Annotated in this window: 19 protein-coding genes; 9 read left to right on the top strand and 10 right to left on the bottom strand. The window is 70.8% G+C overall.

The annotated features are described in order from the left end of the window. Positions 1 to 56: 56 nt before the first annotated feature. Positions 57 to 1,439 carry a S1 family peptidase gene (locus OG199_RS05565; RefSeq protein WP_405828319.1) on the bottom strand — a complete coding sequence of 461 codons (1,383 nt, stop codon included), beginning with the start codon at positions 1,437 to 1,439 and terminating at the stop codon, positions 57 to 59. 263 nt (positions 1,440 to 1,702) lie between these two features. Between OG199_RS05565 and OG199_RS05560 the strand changes: the two genes are divergently transcribed. After that, a complete protein-coding gene (locus OG199_RS05560) occupies positions 1,703 to 2,461 on the top strand; it encodes a type 1 glutamine amidotransferase domain-containing protein (protein WP_356799127.1) in 759 nt (252 codons plus the stop codon). A gap of 111 nt (positions 2,462 to 2,572) precedes the next feature. On the opposite strand, the gene OG199_RS05555 is transcribed toward OG199_RS05560, so the two are convergent. Beyond that, positions 2,573 to 3,919, bottom strand: a complete 1,347-nt coding sequence (locus OG199_RS05555) for an NAD(P)/FAD-dependent oxidoreductase (protein ID WP_401809069.1) — start codon at positions 3,917 to 3,919, stop codon at positions 2,573 to 2,575. 229 nt (positions 3,920 to 4,148) lie between these two features. Between OG199_RS05555 and OG199_RS05550 the strand changes: the two genes are divergently transcribed. The 4 genes from OG199_RS05550 to OG199_RS05535 all read left to right on the top strand — a co-directional run bounded on the left by OG199_RS05550 (position 4,149) and on the right by OG199_RS05535 (position 7,230). Next, a complete protein-coding gene (locus tag OG199_RS05550) occupies positions 4,149 to 4,784 on the top strand; it encodes an HAD family acid phosphatase (protein ID WP_356799132.1) in 636 nt (211 codons plus the stop codon). Between the two features lie 24 nt (positions 4,785 to 4,808). Beyond that, complete coding sequence (locus OG199_RS05545; RefSeq protein WP_356799134.1) at positions 4,809 to 5,195, top strand: PPOX class F420-dependent oxidoreductase; 387 nt, start codon at positions 4,809 to 4,811, stop codon at positions 5,193 to 5,195. A 176-nt stretch (positions 5,196 to 5,371) separates the two neighbouring features. Continuing rightward, entirely contained in the window at positions 5,372 to 5,761 is a 390-nt protein-coding gene (locus OG199_RS05540; RefSeq protein WP_356799136.1) for a hypothetical protein, read from the top strand. A 149-nt stretch (positions 5,762 to 5,910) separates the two neighbouring features. Then, positions 5,911 to 7,230, top strand: a complete 1,320-nt coding sequence (locus OG199_RS05535; protein WP_405828318.1) for an MFS transporter — start codon at positions 5,911 to 5,913, stop codon at positions 7,228 to 7,230. A gap of 211 nt (positions 7,231 to 7,441) precedes the next feature. On the opposite strand, the gene OG199_RS05530 is transcribed toward OG199_RS05535, so the two are convergent. After that, positions 7,442 to 8,068: an ATP-binding protein gene (locus OG199_RS05530; protein WP_405828316.1), complete on the bottom strand. Its 627-nt coding sequence runs from the start codon at positions 8,066 to 8,068 to the stop codon at positions 7,442 to 7,444. 327 nt (positions 8,069 to 8,395) lie between these two features. On the opposite strand from OG199_RS05530, the gene OG199_RS05525 reads away from it, so the two are divergent. Further along, the gene (locus OG199_RS05525) at positions 8,396 to 9,376 is read left to right on the top strand and encodes a polysaccharide lyase family 1 protein (RefSeq protein ID WP_405828315.1); all 981 of its coding nucleotides are present in this window, start codon (positions 8,396 to 8,398) and stop codon (positions 9,374 to 9,376) included. Positions 9,377 to 9,407: 31 nt separating this feature from the next. Continuing rightward, on the top strand, positions 9,408 to 10,238 hold the full coding sequence (locus tag OG199_RS05520; protein ID WP_405828313.1) for a pectate lyase: 831 nt from the start codon (positions 9,408 to 9,410) through the stop codon (positions 10,236 to 10,238). 66 nt (positions 10,239 to 10,304) lie between these two features. On the opposite strand, the gene OG199_RS05515 is transcribed toward OG199_RS05520, so the two are convergent. The 3 genes from OG199_RS05515 to OG199_RS05505 form a co-directional block, all read right to left on the bottom strand. Continuing rightward, positions 10,305 to 10,694 carry an OB-fold domain-containing protein gene (locus OG199_RS05515; RefSeq protein WP_356799214.1) on the bottom strand — a complete coding sequence of 130 codons (390 nt, stop codon included), beginning with the start codon at positions 10,692 to 10,694 and terminating at the stop codon, positions 10,305 to 10,307. A 354-nt stretch (positions 10,695 to 11,048) separates the two neighbouring features. Further along, the gene (locus tag OG199_RS05510) at positions 11,049 to 11,717 is read right to left on the bottom strand and encodes a TetR family transcriptional regulator (RefSeq protein WP_405834444.1); all 669 of its coding nucleotides are present in this window, start codon (positions 11,715 to 11,717) and stop codon (positions 11,049 to 11,051) included. Between the two features lie 377 nt (positions 11,718 to 12,094). Next, positions 12,095 to 13,555, bottom strand: coding sequence for an MFS transporter (locus tag OG199_RS05505; protein WP_401809404.1), 1,461 nt, complete (start codon positions 13,553 to 13,555; stop codon positions 12,095 to 12,097). 198 nt (positions 13,556 to 13,753) lie between these two features. On the opposite strand from OG199_RS05505, the gene OG199_RS05500 reads away from it, so the two are divergent. After that, on the top strand, positions 13,754 to 14,206 hold the full coding sequence (locus OG199_RS05500; protein WP_405828311.1) for a MarR family winged helix-turn-helix transcriptional regulator: 453 nt from the start codon (positions 13,754 to 13,756) through the stop codon (positions 14,204 to 14,206). Between the two features lie 152 nt (positions 14,207 to 14,358). Further along, positions 14,359 to 16,140 (top strand): tetratricopeptide repeat protein, encoded by a 1,782-nt coding sequence (locus tag OG199_RS05495; protein WP_405828309.1) that lies wholly within the window; start codon positions 14,359 to 14,361, stop codon positions 16,138 to 16,140. 259 nt (positions 16,141 to 16,399) lie between these two features. Here OG199_RS05495 and OG199_RS05490 read toward each other — a convergent pair whose 3' ends face one another. The 4 genes from OG199_RS05490 to OG199_RS05475 all read right to left on the bottom strand — a co-directional run bounded on the left by OG199_RS05490 (position 16,400) and on the right by OG199_RS05475 (position 20,625). Further along, positions 16,400 to 17,578: an acyltransferase family protein gene (locus OG199_RS05490; protein WP_405828307.1), complete on the bottom strand. Its 1,179-nt coding sequence runs from the start codon at positions 17,576 to 17,578 to the stop codon at positions 16,400 to 16,402. Positions 17,579 to 18,082: 504 nt separating this feature from the next. Continuing rightward, positions 18,083 to 19,165 (bottom strand): aldo/keto reductase, encoded by a 1,083-nt coding sequence (locus tag OG199_RS05485; protein WP_405828306.1) that lies wholly within the window; start codon positions 19,163 to 19,165, stop codon positions 18,083 to 18,085. A gap of 205 nt (positions 19,166 to 19,370) precedes the next feature. Continuing rightward, complete coding sequence (locus OG199_RS05480; RefSeq protein ID WP_405828304.1) at positions 19,371 to 19,766, bottom strand: luciferase family protein; 396 nt, start codon at positions 19,764 to 19,766, stop codon at positions 19,371 to 19,373. A 178-nt stretch (positions 19,767 to 19,944) separates the two neighbouring features. Continuing rightward, the gene (locus OG199_RS05475) at positions 19,945 to 20,625 is read right to left on the bottom strand and encodes a DUF6445 family protein (RefSeq protein WP_405828303.1); all 681 of its coding nucleotides are present in this window, start codon (positions 20,623 to 20,625) and stop codon (positions 19,945 to 19,947) included. Positions 20,626 to 20,715: the final 90 nt, after the last annotated feature.

Here is a 20,715-nt window from a genome sequence, read left to right as displayed (position 1 = left end):
CACGGTGACGAACGGGGACCCGGGTCCCGGCCCCGTGCCGCCTTCGTCACCCCGCCTCAGCCCCAACTCTGCGAGTACTGCCGCCGATAGCGATTGCGGTCCTGCTCCGTACGGATGTACCGCGTGGCGACCAGCGCGATGATGCTGCCCGCGATGACCAGCAGCCCCGGACCGATGTTCTGCGGGTCGGTCAGCCGGTCGAGGAGCGACACGGCGTCGCCGGACCCCACCGCCTGGACCGAGCCCGGAGCAACGGACCCCGGCGCGACGGCAGTTCCCCGCGAGGCCGCCGGTGCGGGGGAGTCCTGAGCGGTCGCACCCGACGCTCCCCGGCCCTGGGCGCCCGGCCCGGTCAGCTTCACGGCGAGCGCGGTGATCGCCTTGGTGATCGGCTGGAAGAACGTCGTACCGCCCGAGGTGCAGTCCCCGTTGCCGCCCGACGTCACACCGAGCGCGATGCCCTCGGAGAACAACGGCCCTCCGCTGTCGCCCGGTTCGGCGCACACATCGGTCTCGATCAGACCGGTCACCGTGCCCTCGGGGTAGTTGACCGTCGCGTTGAGCCCCTTCACCCGGCCGTCGTGGAGCCCGCTCGTGCTGCCGCTGCGAAAGACACGTTGCCCGACGGTCGCGTCGGCGGCCCCGAGGATCTGAACCCCCTTGCCGCCCCCGATCGCGACGACGTTGTTGCCGGTGTCGTTCTCGCCGTTGTTGTACTGGATGAGCGAGAAGTCGTTGCCGGGGAACGCCGTGGTGATCGTCTGTCCCAGCTGCTTGGTGCCCTGGTTGTCGGCGAACCAGACGGAACCGGCCGGCCCGCAGTGCCCTGCCGTGAGGATGAACTCGTTCTTCCCGTTCGTCACGTTGAAGCCCGCCGAGCAGCGCCCGCCGGTCGAGAACATCGGCTGGGCTCCGTTCAGCCGCGTGGTGAAGGTGCCTTGAGTGCGCTCCATGCGGACCGAACTCCCCATGCTCCCGGCCAGCTTCGTCATCCGGGACCAGTCGGAGGCGGAGACGCTGCTGTCGGCCTGCACCACCACCTCGTTGTCGACGTAGTCCATCGCCCAGGCGGTACCGGCCACTCGCGGAGCTAACTTGAGCGCCTGCGTCACGGACTTCAGCTCCCGCATGCTGTGCCGCACGACCTTGGGACGGGCACCCGCCCTCTCCACCTCGGCCGCCGCGGTCGAGTCGGTCACCGCGACCACCGGACGGCCGTCGTCGGCGATCCAACTGCCCGCCGTACGTGAGGTACCCAGGCGCGACACCAGGCCGGCGCCCTTGTCCGCGGCGAGCCGCGCGGCACTCTCCGGCGCACGCGACGACGCGGACGGCTCGCTCGCCATGGCGTGCGTCACCATCAGCCCACCGCAGAGGAGCCCGCCGACGGCCGCGAATCGCGCCCCCCGTCGGAAGATCCGTCGTCGTGCGTGCCTCATGCATGGGCTCCCGAAGCCGTACGGCGCGGTGTCACCACCGCCGGGACCCCGGTCGTGGGCCCTCCTTCCATACGTGCGTCCGCGCCACCGCGTTCACCGCCGGCCGGGTCTCCGGTTCATGTCCTGCGTCCTGCCCCGTCCACCGCGGCGACCGCGGGAGTTCGCAGGCCGCCCGGCCGGCCTCGTAGTCCCCTCCACGCGGCCCGAGTTCAATGGCCCCCACCACCCCCGGGCAGACCGTCCAGGACTGTCATGATGGACCCATGCGCGTGCTGATGCCGGTCCCCGACCGCGACGCCGACGTCACCGAAGTGGCCGTGCCCTGGCGGATCCTCACCGACGCGGGGCACGAAGTCGTTCTCGCCACCGAGCGGGCGGCCACCATCCCGGCGGCCGACCCGCGGCTGCTCACGGGCGTGCTCCTCGGACAGCTGGGCGCCGCGGAGGAGCCCCGACGTTACTACCAACAGCTCACCGAGGCACCGGAGTTCACCGCGACCGTGTCCTGGGAGGACGTGGCCGTCGACGACTTCGACGGTCTGCTCCTGCCGGGCGGACACGCGCCGGGCATGCGGCAGTATCTCGGCTCCGCCGCGCTCCAGCGGCAGGTGGCCCGTTTCTGGGCCCTGGGGCGGCCCGTCGGAGCGATCTGTCACGGTGTCCTCGTGCTCGCCCGTTCCCGCGACCTGGCCACGGGCCGCAGCGTGCTGGCCGGGCGGCGCACGACGTGTCTGCCGAAGTACATGGAACGCACGGCCTACTTCACCACCGCCTGGCGTCTCGGCCGCTACTACCGAACCTACCCCGCCTACGTCGAGGATGAGGTCAAGGCGGCCCTCGCCGACCCGATCGCGCAGTTCTCCCGCGGCCCCCGCACCCTCACCAGCCGTGGCACCGCCACCGACGACACCCACGCGTTCGTCGTCCAGGACGGTCCCTACCTCTCGGCCCGCTGGCCGGGCGACGCCTACCTCTTCGCCCGCCGCTACCTCGCCCTGCTGGACGGCACCACCGACCACTGAGCGCCGCCGCGTGAACCCCGCCGGGCGTGCGGCGCGCACGGTGAGGCACCTTCGGGGACGGCACCGCACCGGACGCCGCCCGCCCGGTCGGCGCGCGGTGCGGGCCGTGGCCTATACGCCCACGCGGGCGGCCACCGCCTCGGGGCTCAGATACGTGTCGGTGTGCTCGAAGTCCCGCAGGGTTCCCTTGCTTGCGGCGAGGAAGCCCGTGCGGACGAAGTCGTCGCCCGCGACCGCGTTGAGGAGCCAGTTGGCGCCCGTACGGAACCTGGCCGCGCCCGTGCGCAGCGCGTACAGGTGGTATCCACGAGCCACGACCTGCGCGGGCACGCCCTTGAGGTCGATGCCGAGCGGCTTCGACACCGCGTCGTGTCCACCGAGGTCGACCACCAGGCCGAGATCCTTGTGCCGGTACGACGTGGTCGGCTGCCCGTGCAGCAGCGCCGCCAGGTTCTTCGCGGCGTGCCGGCCCTGCCGGGCGGCGTGCTGCGCGGTTGGCACACAGTAGGAGCCGTCCCCCTTGGCGAGGTCGGGCACCGCGGCCGCGTCGCCCAGCGCGAACACCCCGTCCATGCCCGGCACCGTGAAGTCCGGCGCGGTCAGGATCCGGCCGCGTACGGTCTCGGCGCCCAGCGAGTCGACCAGGGGGCTCGCCGCGACACCGGCCGTCCACACCAGCGTCCGTGACGGCAGCACCCGGCCGTCCGTCAGGGTGACCTTGTCCTCGGTGACCGAGGCGACGGACGTCTTCAGCGAGATCTGCACCCCGCGCCGGCTGAGCATGCGCAGCGCGCTCGCTCCGAGCTTGTCGCCGAGCTCCGGCAGCAGCTTGGGGGCGACGTCGAGCAGATGCCACTGGATGAGGCGGGGATCGAGGCGCGGGTGGTAGCGCTTCGACGCGGCGGTGGTCAGGCGCTGCAGACAGGCGGCGGTCTCGGTGCCGGCGTACCCGCCGCCCACGACCACGAACTGCAGCCGTGCCGCCCGTTCGGCCTCGTCCGACGTGGCCGCCGCCAGGTCGAGTTGGGCGATCACGTGGTCGCGCAGGTACACGGCCTGGGCGAGCGTCTTCATGCCGCGCGCCTCGTCGAGCAGGCCGGGAATGTCGAAGGTGCGGGTCACACTGCCCGGGGTGAGGACCAGGTAGTCGTAGGACTGGTCGACGAGTTCGCCGGTGATCTTGCGGACGACGCAGACCTTGGACCCGGGATCCACGCCGGCGACCGTACCGGGGACCAGCTCCGTGCGGCGCAGGATCCGGCGCAGCGAGGGTGCCACGGACTGCGGGGTGACGACTCCTGAGGCGACCTGTGGCAGCAGGGGCAGGTAGAGCTGGTAGTCGGTGGGGCTGACCAGGGTGATCCGGGCGGCGCCCGGTCCGAGCGCGCGCTCGAGGCCCCGAGCGCACTCGACGCCGGCGAAGCCTCCGCCGACGATCACGATGTTCGGTGCGTCCATCCGTGATGCCTCTCTCCGTGTGCCGACACCGTGTCCGCCGCCCGCGAGCCAAGGCTCACACGGGTCGTCCCGGTCTGCCACCGCTGGACGGAGGCGAGGACGACGGCCACGGAATTCTCTACCGATCAGTAATTTCGTCTTCCCCTTTCGTCCATCCTTAGGCACGATCATCGGTCGCGCGGCGATGGTCGAGGCTCCCTCGCCGCTCCGACGTGAAAAGGGGACGAGTATGACTGGACGTGGTGTGGGTCGCCGGATCGGCGCGCTCTCGGCGGTCGTCGCGCTGGGCATCGGAGGGACGGTCTCCGTCGCCGGGTCCGCCGCCGCGGCCCCGGCGCGGACGGCGGTGGCCGCGACGCAGGCGGCCGACGTCGACTACGCCACCTGGCAGCAGGACGTCCGGGCCGTGCTCGACCAGGCGGTGCCCTACGTCCAGCAGCGCACCGCGAACGCGGCCGGGCAGAAGCTGGCCCTCGTCTTCGACATCGACAACACGTCGCTGGAGACGGACTTCCACCCGTGGTACCAGCTGCCCACGCCGGCCGTCGCGCCGTCGCTCGACCTCGCCCGTTACGCGCGCTCCCGCGGCGTCGACATCTTCTTCATCAGCGCGCGTCCGGGCATCATCGCCAGCGAGACGAAGTGGAACCTGACGTCGGTCGGCTATCCGGTCTCGGGTCTCTACACGCGTGACCTGCCCGACCTGTTCGACGAGGTCAGCGCCTACAAGACCGGCAAGCGGGCGCAGATCGAGTCCCTGGGCTACACCATCATCGCCAATGTCGGCAACAACGACTCCGACCTCGTCGGGGGCCACGCGGAGCGCACCTTCAAGCTGCCCGACTACGACGGGCAGCTGTCCTGAGCTCCGATTGCCTAGACTCCCCGCATGGACGAGACAAGGCTCGACACGCTCGGTTCGGGCAAGTTCCTTCTCATCACGAGCTACCGGAAGAACGGTACGGGCGTCCCGACGCCCGTGTGGGTGGTCCGGGACGGTGACGCGCTCGGTGCCTGGACCGCCGCGAACTCCTGGAAGGTGAAGCGGATCCGCAACCGGCCGGACGTTCTCGTGGGCCCCTGCGACGTGCGAGGCAACCCGACGGGTGAACAGGTCCCCGCCACGGCGGAGATCCTCGACCAGACCGCGACGGCGCGCTACCGGGGGCTGGTCGCCCGCAAGTACGGCATCCTCGGCCGTCTCACCCTCTTCGGCAGCCGGCTGCGCCGGGGCCGGGAGGGCACGGTCGGAGTACGCATCTCCCTGACCCCGTGAGGGACGGACGTGGGCCCGGCCGGCGCCGGGCCCACGTCCGCGGCGTCGCCCCGGGTGGCACGGCCCCGGAACCGGGCACGGGGGCGGCAGGCCCGTACGCTCGAGTGCCGCGTGCATGCCGTGCAGGCCGGTGCGATCGGCACCCCCCTGTCGGTGCCCTGCGGCATGATGACGCCGTGACCTCCGAAGAACTGACAGACGTCTGGCAGCGGCTTCTGGCCGACCCTCAAAAGTCGTGGGTGTTGTTCGAGCACGGCACGTGTGTCGTGCTGACCGCTCCGGACGGAGAGCTCGCCGAACAGGCCACCGAGATCCTGAAGGAGTTCGGCCCGTCGCACGCCGGATCTCCGGCAGGAGACTTCGGCGTGATCGATCTGAAGGACGTCGACGGATGGGTCGTCACCGGGCATCACAACGACGTCCTCACCTATGTCGGCCCCGCCGAGCCTCAGGACCCGTCGCACGTCGCTGTCGGGGTGGTCGGACGTGCCAAGCGCCATCGGGACGGCACTGAACTCCACGCCGTCCACGTCGAGGACAGGCGAGGCTCGACGGCCCCGGCGTGAATACCCCGCTTCACCGTCCGTGGGCCGCCGGGGCGTATCGGCTCCAGGGTCGACGCTTCGGTGACCAGGCTGCTGCTCGTTGGCGTTCTTGTCGGGGTAACGGAGGGCCTTCGCGATGACGGAGGCGGCTGGGGGGATCTGTGACGGAAGTGGCGAAGGATTTTCAGGAAGCCGAGCCGGTGCCGGTGTCGGAGCCGGTGTCGGAGCCGGACGGCCCGGGCCTGTGGCGTCAGCGGGATTTCATGCTGCTGTGGAGTGGACAGACGGCCAGTGAGATGGGCTCGGCCGTCACCCAGATCGCGCTGCCGCTGCTCGCGGTCGTCGCGCTCGACGCGAGCACGCTCGAGGTCGGGTTCCTGACCGCCGCCGCCACGGCGGCGTTCGCGCTGATCGCGCTGCCCGCGGGAGCGCTGGTGGACGGCGGTGCCAAACGTTCCGTCATGATCGTCTGCGATGTTCTCCGCCTGGTGATCGTGGGCTCGGTCCCGGTGGCGGCGGCGTTCGGCGTGCTGACGATGGCTCAGCTGTACGTGGTCGCGGCGGCCGCGGGTGTGTGCACGGTGTTCTTCGACGTCTCCTACCAGAGTTATGTGCCGTCGCTGATCCGCACCGAGGATCTGATGGCCGCCAACGGCAAGCTCGGGACGACCCAGGCGTTCGCGCAGCTCGGGGGCCCGGGTCTCGGCGGTGGCCTGGTCGGGGTGTTCGGCGCGGCGGGGGCGATGACGGCCGACGCCGTCTCGTACGCGATCTCGGTGCTGTCGATCCTCGGGATCAGGAAGCGGGAGGAGCCGCCGCCGGCCCGGACGGCGGACGAGCCGTTGCGGCGCCGGATCACCGAGGGGCTGAGGTTCGTCTTCGGGCACCCGATCCTGCGGAGGGTCGTGGCGTGCACGGGCACCGCGAACCTGTTCTCCGGGATGAGTTCGGCGCTGGTGATGGTCTTCCTCGTCCGGGTGCTGCACGTGCGCCCCGCGCTGACGGGGCTGATCGTGGCGGGCGCGGCCGTCGGCGGGATGGCCGGGGGCGTGTTCGCCGGCCGGCTCGCCAAGAAGATCGGCTCGGCGCGGATCATCTGGGTGTCGTCGCTGGTCCTCAGCGCGCCGCAGGTCGTCGCGGCGGCGGCCTGGCAGGGCTGGGGAGTGCTGCTGTTCCCGCTGGGCTGGGGCATCGCGTACTTCGCCGGGATGGTCTACAACGTCGCCCAGCTCAGCTACCGGCAGTCGGTGACACCGCCGGAGCTGCTGGGTCGGATGAACGCGGCCGTCCGCTGGATCGTGTGGGGCACGTTGCCGTTCGGGGGCATCCTCGGCGGAGTGCTCGGCTCGCTGATCGGCGTACGTCCCACACTCTGGCTGGCGTTCATCGGCACCTGGGCAGCGGGCTGGTTCGTGTACTTCTCCCCGCTCCGCCACATGCGCGATGTTCCCCGACCCGCGCCTGCGCCGGGTGCGGTTGTCCCGAGCTGACGGGGAGCGCGGGGGTCGTTGCGCCGCCCAGGCGTGACCCGACGGCGTGACCCGCCGGGTGGTTCCCGGAGGCAAAGGCTTCGGCCCACTTCCTACGGCGACCCGACCCGCGGTCCTGGCCGACGGGCCGTCAACCGGGCCGGCCGGGGGCGGACCGGTCAGGGGCGGACCGGTCGGCCGCCGTCGGTCCCGTCCGCGACCCCGACCGGCCTCAGCGCTCGCGCCGGTCGTCGAGGCGGAGCGTCAGGCCGGGCCAGTGCTCGGACCACCGCGCCAGGTCACCCACGGTCGACGACCATCGTGGGCGCAGGGCTTGGTCCGGCAGAAAGCGGACGCAGGTCCCCGTGGTCCCGTCGGATTCGACGGGCTCCAGACCGGTCACCGGGACGCCGTGTTCGTAGCGCTGACTCCAGGACCCGTTGAGACGGCGGTTGGTGTGAATCAGCCACTCGCTGAGCGCCGCGACGACGGACATGCCGCGACGCGGATGCCCGTCCGGAAGCCGTTCCGCCTCCGGGAGGTCGAAGAACCGAAGGTCCTTCGTGGCCATGACCGGCTTCTTCACCGCCTGGCCGTGCTCGTCGACGCGCGTGTCGGTACCCCGTCCGTCGTCCCTCACCGATACGGAGCCGTCGGCATGCAGCGTGACCACGCACCGTCCGCCGCCCCGGCTCGCCGCCTCGTCGGCGGCGTAGGCAACGACCTCGAGGACGAGGTGTCCTGGGCCGCCCGGCGTGAACTCCGCGGCTCGCTCGCGGATCCGAGCGAGATGGTCCGCGTCCAGGGAACCGGCCCAGTCGTGTGTGGTGTTGACCCACGTAGCCCTTGATCCATCCATCGGGCAAGTATCCGTCGTGCTCACGTCCAGGCTGCCGGGACCTCCTTCGCGGCATCAGCGGCTTCCGGAACGGGAGTTGACCGGATGTGTGCGGTGCGAAGCGTTGACCAGAAAGCGCTTACCCCTTACGTTTCCCGTTCAACGGCGTGACCCGTGTATGACATCTCGTATACGAGACATCAGATCTCCGGGCGGTACCACCTGGGAAAGTGCGTTCTCCGGAGGCGGTGATGCTCCGTGCCCATGTCACATCCGTCTCTCGCTGTTCAGCAAGGTGCACAGCGTTCGCGTACATGACCTCGAACACTCCCGAAGGGACGCACCCGCATGCGCACTCGCTCCCCACGCACCCGCTCTCGCACCCTGGCCCTGACGACGGCCGCGGCAGCCTCGCTGGCCGTCGCCGCCGCGCTCGTCCTCCCGCAGTCCGCGGGCGCCGCCGAGAGCGCGCCGATCGGCTTCGGCGCCGGCACCTCCGGCGGCGGAAGTGCCTCCGCCGTCACCGTCACCACCCTGGACGCCTTCAAGACGGCCGTCACGGGCAGCACGGCCAAGGTCGTACGCGTCAGCGGACTGATCTCGCTCAGCGGACAGGTCGACGTCGGCTCCAACACCACGGTCCTGGGCGTCGGTTCGTCGTCCGGGTTCACCGGCGGCGGCCTGCGGCTGAAGAAGGTGACCAACGTCGTCGTCCGCAACCTGAACATCAGCAAGCCGGTCGCGCCGTCCGACGGCATCACCGTCCAGGCGTCGACGAAGGTGTGGATCGACCACAACTCCTTCTCGGCGGACCGCGACCACGACAAGGACTACTACGACGGTCTGCTGGACATCACCCACGGCTCCGACGCCGTCACCGTCTCCTGGAACACCTTCAAGGACCACTTCAAGGGCTCCCTCGTCGGCCACAGCGACAGCAACGCCTCCGAGGACACCGGGCACCTGCACGTGACGTACCACCACAACTACTTCAACAACGTGTACTCGCGCATCCCCAGCCTGCGCTTCGGCACCGGCCACTTCTACGACAACTACGTCGTCGGCGCCGAGACCGCCGTGCACTCCCGGATGGGCGCCCAGATGCTCGTCGAGAACAACGTCTTCCGCCGCACGAAGGTCGCCGTCACCACCAACCGCGACAGCGACGTGGACGGCCACGCCAACCTGCGCGGCAACGACCTCGGCGGGGCCGCCACCGAGATCTCGCAGGTGGGCACCTTCACCACCGCTCCCTACAGCTACACCGCCGAGCCCGCCTCGACCGTCGTCACCTCGGTGACGTCCGGCGCGGGCGCCGGAAAGCTCTGACCACCCCACGGGCAGCAGAAGGAATCGGGACATGACCTCAGCAGCACAGCGACGCGTCCGCGAAGCCCGTCCACGGGCCGGCCGGCGTGCCCTGATCGGCTCACTGGCCGCGCTCGGCATGACCGGCGCGACCGTTCTGGCGAGCGGCCTGGCCGCCCCCGCCGACGCGGCCACCGCCTGGCCGACCCCCACCACCAGCGTGCCGGTCTCGGCGACGATCCCCGTCTCGGGCACCTACGACGGCAAGCTCCAGCGGTTCTACGGCAGCGGCGACCTCGGTGACGGGGGCCAGTCCGAGGACCAGGACCCGATCTTCGACCTCGCGGACGGTGCCGTTCTCAAGAACGTCGTCATCGGGGCCCCGGCCGCCGACGGTGTCCACTGCGCGGGCAGCTGCACGCTGCAGAACGTGTGGTGGGAGGACGTCGGCGAGGACGCGGCCACCTTCAAGGGCAAGTCGTCCTCCGCGACGTACACCGTGACCGGTGGCGGCGCGAAGGCGGCCTCGGACAAGGTGTTCCAGTTCAACGGCGCGGGGAAGCTGACCGTGACGGGATTCCAGGTGTCGAACTTCGGCAAGCTGGTGCGCAGTTGCGGCAACTGCTCCACGCAGTACAAGCGCACGATCGTCGTCAGCGACGTGGACGTGACCGCGCCCGGCAAGTCCATCGTCGGCATCAACCAGAACTACGGTGACACCGCGACCCTGACCAAGGTCCGCATCCACGGCGACAGCAGCAAGAAGATCAAGCCGTGCGTGCGTTACCAGGGCAACAGCACGGGCGCCGAGCCGACCGAGATCGGCAGCGGCGCCGACGGCACGTACTGCCGCTACGCCGGCTCCGACATCACCTACAGCTGACGCGCGCGGGCGGCCGAACGGACCGGCTCCGCGCGGTGGTTCGTTCGGCCGCCCGGGTACGGGGTGTCAGCTCCGGCTCCGGTAGGGCCCGTCGACGAGCTGGAACACCGGCTGGCTGCGCACCGGGTCCTGGGCGGTGGTGAGTTGGACCCGGTCTCCGCTGTGCACGTCGGTGGCCGGCCCCGTGACCCTGCCCCGGACGGTGAAGCCCTCGGCCATCTCGACGAGGGAGACGTTGCGTGCCGCCGGGGTGTTGCGGTGGATGACGGTGGCGTGACGGACGACACCGGTCCCCGTGCTCGCCTCCGTCCGCAGGTCGCTGCCGGCGCAGACCGGACACAGGAGGCGCTGGTACATCGCGCTGCCGCACCAGCGGCAGCGCTGGAAGAGAAGGGCGTCCGCGGCCGAAGTCCCGTGCGACGAAGAGTCGGTGCCGAGGGCGACGGCACCCGGCACGGCGCCCTCGGGTTCGGTGTCGAGCACGTCCGTCGAGGGTCGCGGACCCGGATGAAGGGCGATTCCTGGGTGGTGCACGATGTCATCTCCCTGCGCTCGGCCGGAGTCGAAGGTGCCCGGATCGCCGCGCACGAGCCACAGGTTATGGCACTCAGTGCCACCCGTAAAGGCACTCGGTACCCTCAGATGGAAGCGGGTGCACCTCGGTCGTGCCCGATCAGTCCCGTTCGGGCGGTTCCGTCCGGAGTGTCCCGGCCTGACAGTTCGGCTCGGCCCGTCCGACAGTTCGGCTCGGGCCGTCCGGCTGTTCGGCTCGCCCGGTCCGGTCCGGTCAGTCCCGTGCGGCCGGTCCGCTCAGTCCCGTCCCAGTGTCGACTCGATCTCCCGCACCACGCGCCACATGGGCGCCCCGCGCCGGGAGATGACGACGACCACGTCCTCCTGCTCCTCGGCCGGAGGGGCGGCAGGAGGGGTGCCGAACACGGCCTGCACGTGTCCCAGCGCGTGGTCCACGGCGGTGTCCGCGTCGCCCTGCCCGGCCGAACGCAGCCACGAGCGCAGCGCGTTGTTGTGCGCGGCGACCACCGACGCGGCGATCACGTCGGCCCGCAGGGCGCCGTCGGGCCGGCCGGCGAAGCGCCCGCGCAGATACTCCGCGAGGGCACGCTCGTAGCGCCAGACCACCGACAACTCGTAGGCGCGCAGACCGGGCACCTTCTTGGTGAGACGGTAGCGCTGTACGGAGAAGGTCGGGTTCTCGGCGTACATGCGCAGCACGAGCCGGGCCGCGTCGCAGACCCGTCGCACCGGCTCGTCCTCGTCCGTGCCGTCGGCGAGGAAGGCGGTCATGTCGGCCAGGCAGCGCTCGTGGTCAGGGAAGACCACGTCCTCCTTGGACGGGAAGTAGCGGAAGAAGGACCGCCGGCCGACCCCGGCGAGTGCCACGATGTCGTCGACCGTGGTCTGCTCGTAGCCCCGCTCGGGGAACAGCCGGAAAGCCGCCGCGACCAGCGCGTCCCGCATGGGGGGCTTCGCCGTCGTCGTGTCGGCGGTGTCGCCGCGCCGGGGTCCCTCGCTCATGGACGGGAACCTAGCATCGCGCGGACGTGATGGCACTCGGTGCCCATGACCGGGGGAACTGGGTGCCCTGCCGTGGGGAGGGTGCCGTGCGCGGTCCGGACCTCCCGCGCGACACGACAGGCACCCCGGCACCCTCCGGCGAAGGTCGCACCGGGTCCCGCCGGCGCCGGGCACAGCCGTTGATCCCGCGACCGACGCACCTTCGGACCACGCCGCCGTTTGCACGCCGAACGGTCCCCGGTGTTCACCAAGTACGTGAATACCGGGGACCGTTGCGCGGCGCCCGAGTGGCGCGCGCCCGGCGCGTCCGCCCGGGTGACTCAGGCCTCGACCGCCATGTGCTGCTCGGGGGCGGCGGCCGTGGCCGCCTTGTCGCCGCCGCCCGTGACGGCGCGGACGGCCGGGATGGCGGCCGCGATCACCGCGGCGACGACCGCGACGCCGCAGCCGATGATCAGGCTGGTGCGGAAGCCGTCCTCGGAGGCGAAGGTGTAGCCGCCCAGCGTGGTGGTCATCTGGGCGAGCACGACTCCGATCACGGCGGCGCCGACGGACGTGCCGAGGGAGCGCATGAGCGTGTTGAAGCCGTTGGCGGCGGCGGTCTCGGAGAGCGGCACCGAGCTCATGATCAGGGCGGGCATCGCTCCGTAGGCGAGGCCCACACCGCTGTTGACCACGATGCCGACGAGCATCAGGCCCCAGGCGGTGCCCATCAGGGTCAGGGCCAGGCCGTAGCCGACGGCGATGACCAGTACGCCGGAGATCAGGGTGAACTTCGGTCCACGGGCGTCGGTGAGCTTTCCGCCGAGCGGGGAGACGATCATCATCATGATGCCGCCGGGCGCCATCCACAGGCCGGCGGCGAGCATCGACTGCCCCAGCCCGTAGCCCGTGGCCTCGGGGAACTGCAGCAGCTGCGGCATGACCAGCATGCTGGCGTACATCGCGCAGCCGACGAAGACCGAGGCGAGGTTGGTGAGCAGCACCCGCGGCCGGGCGGTGGTGCGCAGGTCCACCAGGGGGTCGCGGGTCCGCAGCTCCCACACTCCCCAGCCGAGCAGCACCACGACGGCGGCGAGGAACAGTCCGACGGTGGTGGCCGAGCCCCAGCCCCAGTCGGCGCCCTTGGAGACCGCGAGCAGCAGGCAGACGAGTCCGGCGCCGAGACCGAGCGCGCCGGGCAGGTCGAAGCGCTGGCCCTTGGCGCCGGCGGGAATGTCGGGGATCAGGAACCAGACGAGTGTCGCCACCACCGCGGCCATGACGGCGGAACCCCAGAAGAGCACCCGCCAGTTCGCGTACTGGGCGACAGCCGCGGCGATGGGCAGGCCGAGGCCACCGCCGATGCCCATGGAGGCGCTGACCAGCGCGATCGAGGAGCTCAGCTTCTCCTTGGGGACCACGTCGCGCAGCAGGGCGATGCCGAGCGGGACCATGCCCATGCCCATGCCCTGGAGACCGCGTCCGACGATCATGGGGACGACCGAGGAGGACAGCGCGCACACCACCGAGCCCACGATCAGCGGTACCGAGCAGGCGAGGAGCATCCTGCGCTTGCCCACGAGGTCGCCCAGGCGTCCCGAGACCGGCACGAACACGGCGGCCACCAGGAGGGTGGCGGTGATCACCCAGGCCGCGTTCGACGAGGTGGTGTCCAAGAGCTGCGGCAACTCCGCGATCAGCGGCGTCACCAGGGTCTGCATGATCGCTGCCGTGATGCCTGCGAAGGCCAGGGTGGCGACCACGCCGCCCGAGCGGCTTGATGCCTGGGTGGCATCCATAGAGGGCTCCTCGTACTTGTCTGCGGTGCCTGTATGCGGAGGGACGGTATGCATCGTACATGAGACATGTATTGCGCACATTGAATGTAGGCTGCATATCTCCGTGGGAGGGTGCGACGGCAGGTCGACATGGTGTGCGGGGACGGCGCGCCGGACGGATGGGAGCGTCGACCGGTGGGAGAGGAAGGCGGCGGGCACATGGTCAGGTCCACGCGCGACGTCGAGTACGAGCAGATGCTGCTCAGCCGCCACGCGCTCGTGCGGCACAGGAGGACCCGGCGCGAGGGCGGACTGGAACGCAGCGCCTACATCCTGCTCAGCCGCATCGGCGTCCAGGGGCCCATGTCCATCGGTGAGCTGAGCGACGCCTTCGGGCTCGACGCCTCCACACTCAACAGACAGACCCGCGCGGCCATGCGCTCCGGCCTCGTGGACCGCATCGCCGACCCCGACGGGGGGATGGCCCGCAAGTTCCGCCTCACGGACAGGGGTGCACGCCTGCTGGACGAGGAGCGCGCCCGCAATGTCGAGGGCCTGGGCCGGGTGATGGCCGCGTGGTCGGACGACGACATCGCCGGATTCGCCGCCTGCCTCCGACGCTTCAACACCGACATCGAACGACTGGGCGGCCGCCCCTGGCCGCGCCCCTGAGGCTGCGTCGAATCCGTCAGGCGGCGAGCACCGCGCCGGATGACGACCATGCGATGACAAAAGCATCTCACCATCGGATGAATGGCTTATTCCGTGCATACGTGGATATGACATCGGCACGCGACGGTCGGTGAACACCGCGGGGGGCGGACATGGGTGTGGACGACGCGATGGTGCGTGCGCTGGGCACGGTGGCGAACTGGTTCCTCCTGGCCGTCGCGGCCCTGATCGCGCTCGGGGTCGTACGCAACGCCTCGGCGCTCCTGCATCGCGTACGCGCCCGCGGCCGGATCCTGCCGCTCATCCTGCTGCCCGAGCATCCGGCCGAGGAAGACGGCACCGCGGCACCGAGCGCGCACCTCACCGCCCATCTCGCCGCCCACCTCACCGAGCACCAGCGAGACAGCATCCTGGCTCCCGGGAGCCCGTCCGCCGCCACGGCCGTCAGCCGGCCCCAGGCCTCCACGCCCGCACAGGGCTGGGTCGAGTCCCTGATCCGCGTCGCCCTCGCCAGCCCGCCCGGGTACGCCGTCCACCTGCACGAACTGGAACCCCACGAGGGCGTACGCCGCGTGTCGGTGCGCATCCTGCGGGTGCCGAAGAACCGCATCGTCGCCGCCCGCGTCGTCGCCGAGACGAACGAGGAGAGGCTCATCGAGAAGGTCGCCGTCTACTGCATCGTGCAGGTCCGCAACCAGCCGGAGATGCTGCGCAGGATTCCGCGCTGGGAGCGCTGGGGCGAGGACGAGCGGGCCTTCACCCACTACCGCAAAGGCGTTCACGAGCAGCGTCAGCACACACAGGCCCGAGCGGACGACGCGAGTGCCGGCGTCGACTACGGCACAGCGCTGCGGTCCTACAGCCAGGCCGTCAAGTTCGCGCCGGGAAACCTGCTCATCCGGCACGGCGAGGCGGCGCTCATCGAGCTGATGCACGCCCACCAGCCGGACGACTACCAGCGGGCGATCGCCACCTACCAGCGCTGCACCGAGCTGTGGCCGGAACACATCGAGACCGCCTACCGGATGGCCATCGCCTACTCCCGCGCGGCCCGGCCCCTCCTGCGCGACCGCGACCTCCCGCCCGAGCAGATGACACAACTCGAGGGAATGGCCCGCCTGGCCCGGGAACATCTCGCCGACATCTGCGCGCGCCTGCGCCTGCGCTCACTGCTGCGCCGCTGGCTGCGCAACAGCATCCCCGGCGGCCGGTCCAACAGCGGGGAGCGCCGCTACTGGGGCTCGTGGCTCATGCCCCTGCCCCTTCCGGCGCGGCGGTCCCAGCGCCGTACGTTCCTGGGGGCGATCCGCATCGCCCTGGCGGCGCACGACCTCACCCAGCTCCATCTCAACGGCCGTCACGGCCGTACGAGTGTGGCGGCCGACCGGCAGCAGCGCGTGGTGGCCCTGGCGTTCGACCGCGTGGCCAGGGAAGTGCTCGTCCGTACCCGGCTGCCGGCGCGTGGCACCGGCGTCCGCCGACTGCTCTTCGACGACCACACCACGACGGGTTCCGCCCACGACGCACACACCCACAGCACCATCACCCACCCCCGGGCGACCTCTCAGCACTGGGGACCGGTGCGCAAGGGGTCGGCCGGCTGGATGACCCACTACAACGCGGCCTGTTTCCTCGCCCTCGCGATGACCCTGCCCGACGAGTGCCTGCCGACGGGCTACTCGCGCGCCCACTGGCAGCAGGACTGCAACCGGTCCGCCCTCAACCAGCTCGACCGCAGTCTTCGGACGCCCGACAGCACGCTGACGGGAGACTGGATCGCCCACGATCCCGATCTCGACCTGCTGTGGTCCACCGAGACCGGCGCGGCCTGGGCCGAGTTCATGAACATCGACATCCCCACCGCGCCGTCCCCGCGCCTGCCACCGCCCTCCGCTCCCCGCCCCGCCGTCAGGCCTCGCGTCCCGGGCCACTGACGGCCGTCACCGCACCGGGTGCGGCGGGGTCCGGTCCGGTTCGGCGGCCAGTCGTCGAGCGGGGCCGGATCCCACCTGCCCGCGATCACCGGAGTCCCGGCCGCGCCTTCCGGGAGACACGGCGCGACCGCCGTCGGGGCACCGGCACGGACCGGTGCCCCGACGGCGGTCGGCTGCTCGACGGAGACGGGGCGAACCGGCCCGTGCCGTCGATGACGAGGGACGCGTGCTCGGGTGCGTTCCTCGAACGCGCCGTCGCTCAGCCGGCCTTCGACCGGCGCGACCGGCTGAACCGGCGCATGAGCGGGGCCTCGACCGTGGAGTAGAGCACCCACGACAGCAGGACCGTGACGGCGGCGGTGCCGAGCAGCATCGCGAAGCCGGCCGTGTTGGAGTACATCTGCTGCATGCCGAGCGCCTTGCGCAGCCAGGACAGGGCCGTGTAGTGCAGCAGGTAGAAGGCGAAGGAGATCTCGCCGAGCCAGACCATCGTGCGATTGCGGAACAGGGTGAAGCGGCCCTCGATGTCCGCGGTCGCCGTGGCCGCGATCAGCAGCACGATCGGCAGGATCATCGTGGCGCGCTGGCCGTAGAGGTAGGGCACGTGGAAGGTCAGCACATATCCGCCGACCAGCAGCAGGCTCGACCAGACCATGCCGATGTTGCGCCAGCGCCCGTGCTTCACCGCGAGCGCCACCAGGATGCCGAGGGCGAAGTCGACCATACGGACCGGGGGCAGTACGTAGGCGAACCAGTACTGCGAGACCGAGAGGACCTGGCCGCTGGGCACCGGCGGGGTCTTCGGGAACAGCGCGTACGCCAGCGCGGGGGTGGCCACCACCGCGGCGATCCCCCCGGCGATCCAGTACTTCAGGTGACGGGGGTCGATACGCCGGAACACGTGCAGCAGCAGCGGGAAGCAGAGATAGAAGACGGCTTCCACCGCCAGCGACCAACTCGGGGAGTCCACACTGAAGTTGGTGAAGTAGCTGGGCACCCACACCTGGACCATGAAGAGGTTGGCGACGGCGACGCGGGTGGAGGTGTAGGAACCTGCGAACAGCAGCATGGCGAGGGCCCAGGCGACCACGTAGATCGGGTAGATCTTGACGAACCGGCGCCGCCAGAACGCCGTCGTGGTGTCGCTGTCCCGCGCCGACCAGGTCAGTACGAACCCGCTGAGCACGAAGAAGAACGCCACGCCGAGTCCGCCGGACTGCCCGAACCAGTCGGCCAGACGGTACTCGGTGCGGTCGTCGGCCAGCAGCCGCAGCGGGGGGATCGGCAGGAAGGCGTGGTGGGCGAACACGGCGAGCGCGGCGGGGAACCGCAGGCCGGTGAGTGACGGCAGCCGTGAGGGGCGGGGGCGTTTCGGCTCCGCGGCTGCGCCGCTCTCACCGGCCGGCGCGGAGCCGGTCAGAACTTGATCAGTGGCCATGGGATCTCCGTTGTCGGGCCGTTCTCGGGGAGTCCTGCGGTGTCCGGTCCCGCACGAGGGGGAAGGGACCGCGTCTGTACAGCGCACGGTGGTGAGGCTCGGCCGGTCGGGTCGTGCGTGTCGTCGCGTGGCGGCCCAGTCCGTCCGTCACCTCGCCCTACTGCGTTTCTCCGGTGGGGAGTTACCTCGTTTTTTGTACCGTCGCGTGCTAGTGGCGCACTCAAGAACCAGGGGTGGACCGAGCCGGGCGGGGTGGTGTTGTACTCGACCCGGCCACCGGGCCGACCACGCGGAAAAGGCCCGCGCGTCGTCGACGCGCGGGCCTTGCTGGTCGTGCCTCGGCGACGCACGGGGGCGTGAACCGTCAGTCGTCCGCTGTGCGGCCGTCCCCCGGCGGGGAGCCGTTCGCCGCCGGTCTCCCCGGTCGCTCCGGGTCACCGTCCCATGGCCCGGTGACCCCGACCGACCGCACCGTCCCCCGGCCCGGTGCGGGAGCGCGGCGGCTCAGTAGCGGACGTCGCTCTGGACGAGCGGCGGATACACGGTGGAGGTGTGCCCGTCGACGGTGGTGCCCGCGAACTGCAGCATCGACCGCAGGGCGCCGTGCATCGGTGCCGGGTAGTCCAGTTCAGGAGTGGACACCTCGTCCAGCCGCCGGAGCTGTTCGGGTGTGAGTGTCACCTCCAGGCCGGCGAGGTTGTTCTCCAGATGGTCGACGCGCCGGGCGCCCAGAATGGGTACGACGGTGCCCTCGCGGGCCCGCAGCCAGGCCAGCGACACCGCCGCCGAGGTGGTGCCGAGTTCGTCGGCGACCTCCGCGACGGTGTCGATGACGGGGTACTCGTCCTCTCCGGGGCCGCCGACGAAGGCCGTCCGCGCGGAGTCGGTGACCTGGGTGCCCCGCCGGTACTTGCCCGACAGGAAGCCGTTCTTGAGCGGGCTCCACGGCACCAGTGCCATGCCCTGGTCGAGCGCGAGCGGCGCGAGTTCACCCTCGACGGTGCGGGCCAGCAGCGAGTACTCGACCTGCAGCGCGATCAGCGGGCTCCAGCCCTTCAGCAGCGCCGTCGTCTGGGCCTGCGCGGTGACCCAGGCAGGGGTGTTGGAGAAGCCGATGTAGCGGATCTTGCCGGCCGTGACCAGGTTGTCGAGGGTGCGCAGTGTTTCCTCGATCGGGGTGTGCCGGTCCCAGTTGTGCAGCCAGTACAGGTCGAGATGGTCGGTGCGCAGACGGCGGAGGCTCTCGTCGAGCTGGGCGATGATCGACCGGCGGCCGGCCCCGCCCCCGTTGGGATCGCCGGGGAAGAGGTTGGTGAAGAACTTCGACGCCAGCACGACGCGCTCGCGCTGTCCGGGACGCGCGGCGAAGAAGTCGCCGAGGATCCTCTCGGAGTGGCCGTTGGTGTAGAAGTTCGCGGTGTCGATGAAGTTCCCGCCCCGGTCGAGATAGGTCGCCAGGATCTTCTCGGACTCCTCGACGCTGCAACCGGCACCCCCGGGATCCTCTCCGAAGGTCATCGCGCCGAGGGCGAACGGGCTGACCCGCAGCCCCGACCGGCCGAGGGTGACGTAGTGGTCGAGCGGCATGACGGTGCTCCTGTGGGTGTCGCGACGGATTCGGATCTGCTCACCACCATCGAAACGCGAACGGCAGGGGCCGGAGTAGGCCGATCCGCGCGGGTGCTTGCACGATCCTCTTCGCTTCGCCCCGACCGGGCCCGCCCGGCGGCGTCCGGGAGGATTCCGCGGCGGGCGCGCCCCTCCACCGGGCCGCCGAGCGGGGTCCGTCGCCTCAGCTGCCGCTGAGTATCGTGCGCGGCAGCGACGCGCCGCGGTGTTCGTTGCAGTCGGCCGGTGCCGGATCGCCGGGGACGGGCCATGCCTGGTGGGACTGCAGGGCGACGCTCACCAGGGTCAGGAGCAGGTGGATGTCGGAGTCGACTTCGAGGCGTATGGTCACCCAACGCGAACCGGGCACCATCCGGACCGCGCTCGCGCCCCTGAGGTGATCCTCGTAGCGGCGGATGGCACGGGCCGTCAGATGCAGGTCGACCTCGTGTTCGGAGTGGAAGTGCACGATCTCGTCCCGGGCCGAGCGCAGTGCCCGCCCCGTGCCGCAGCTGGGCCGGGCCTCCGAGAGGTCCGGCCAGGCCGCCAGTTGCGTCATGGCACGCAAGGCCAACGTCATGCCCCCCATCATGACCAGCTCACCGCCCGGCCACCAGGACTTCGGGATGCCGTAACCGACTTGTGGTCCGGGCGTATCGGTGCATATCGGGTCAGGATGACGAGGGAATCGCGGCTGGCGGGAGGGGCGTCGCCCGGGTCGGCCGGGCGAGCGGACACGCCGCACCGGGAGCGGAGCGTCAGGCCATCCAGAAGAACACCGCGGTCATCCGCTTGTCCTCGATGGTGGTGCCCGCGTAGCCGGTGGCGCTGTGCATCAGGTTGGCGTTGTACAGCAGCAGTCGGTTGTAGCGATGCGGCACACGCACGTCCTCGACGAACGAGTCCGGCGGGACGAAGCGGGTTCCCAGCGCCTCGACGAGGTTGTTGTGCGGCGCCGCCACCACGTTGCCGCCGAGACGGCCGCCGGGCAGGTTCTGCCGGTAGAAGCTCGTTCCGCAGTCCTTGGGCGCGGCCGGGTTGAGATACAGCACCGCGGCGTACCGGCACAGCGCGCGGGAGTCGGTGTGCGGGCGCGGCTCACCCTCGTCCTTGCCGACCACCTGGACGCAGTTGTGGTTGAGGGTGGCTCCGGAGGCCGTCGCCTGCTGCCACAGCTCCCGCGCTCCGGTGGCCTTCTTCACCAGCCGCTCCACGCGGGCGAGTTCGTCCGGTTCGAGCCCCGGCATCGTGCGCAGGCCCGGCCAGCTCTCCGAGGTGTACGGGTGACCCTTGACCCAGTCGTCCTTGGCGAGGCAACGGGCCCGGACGGCTTCCACGTCGGGCAGGACGTCGTCGAGAACCCAGTAGTCCCGGTCGCGGGTCGGTTTCCGGTAGGGGAGAACGGGGAGAGCGGGAGTCCGTGGGGGGTGTGGGGACATGCGGCAGACCATAGTGGCGGCGCCGGTCACCACTGGCCAAGGAATTGGTCAACAGTCTGTCAACTTCCCTTGGTCGCGGGGGAGTCGCGC

Origin of the sequence: Streptomyces sp. NBC_01176 (assembly GCF_045039825.1) — a bacterium.
Taxonomy (GTDB): Bacteria; Actinomycetota; Actinomycetes; order Streptomycetales; family Streptomycetaceae; genus Streptomyces.
This window is presented reverse-complemented; position numbering and strand designations above follow the sequence as displayed.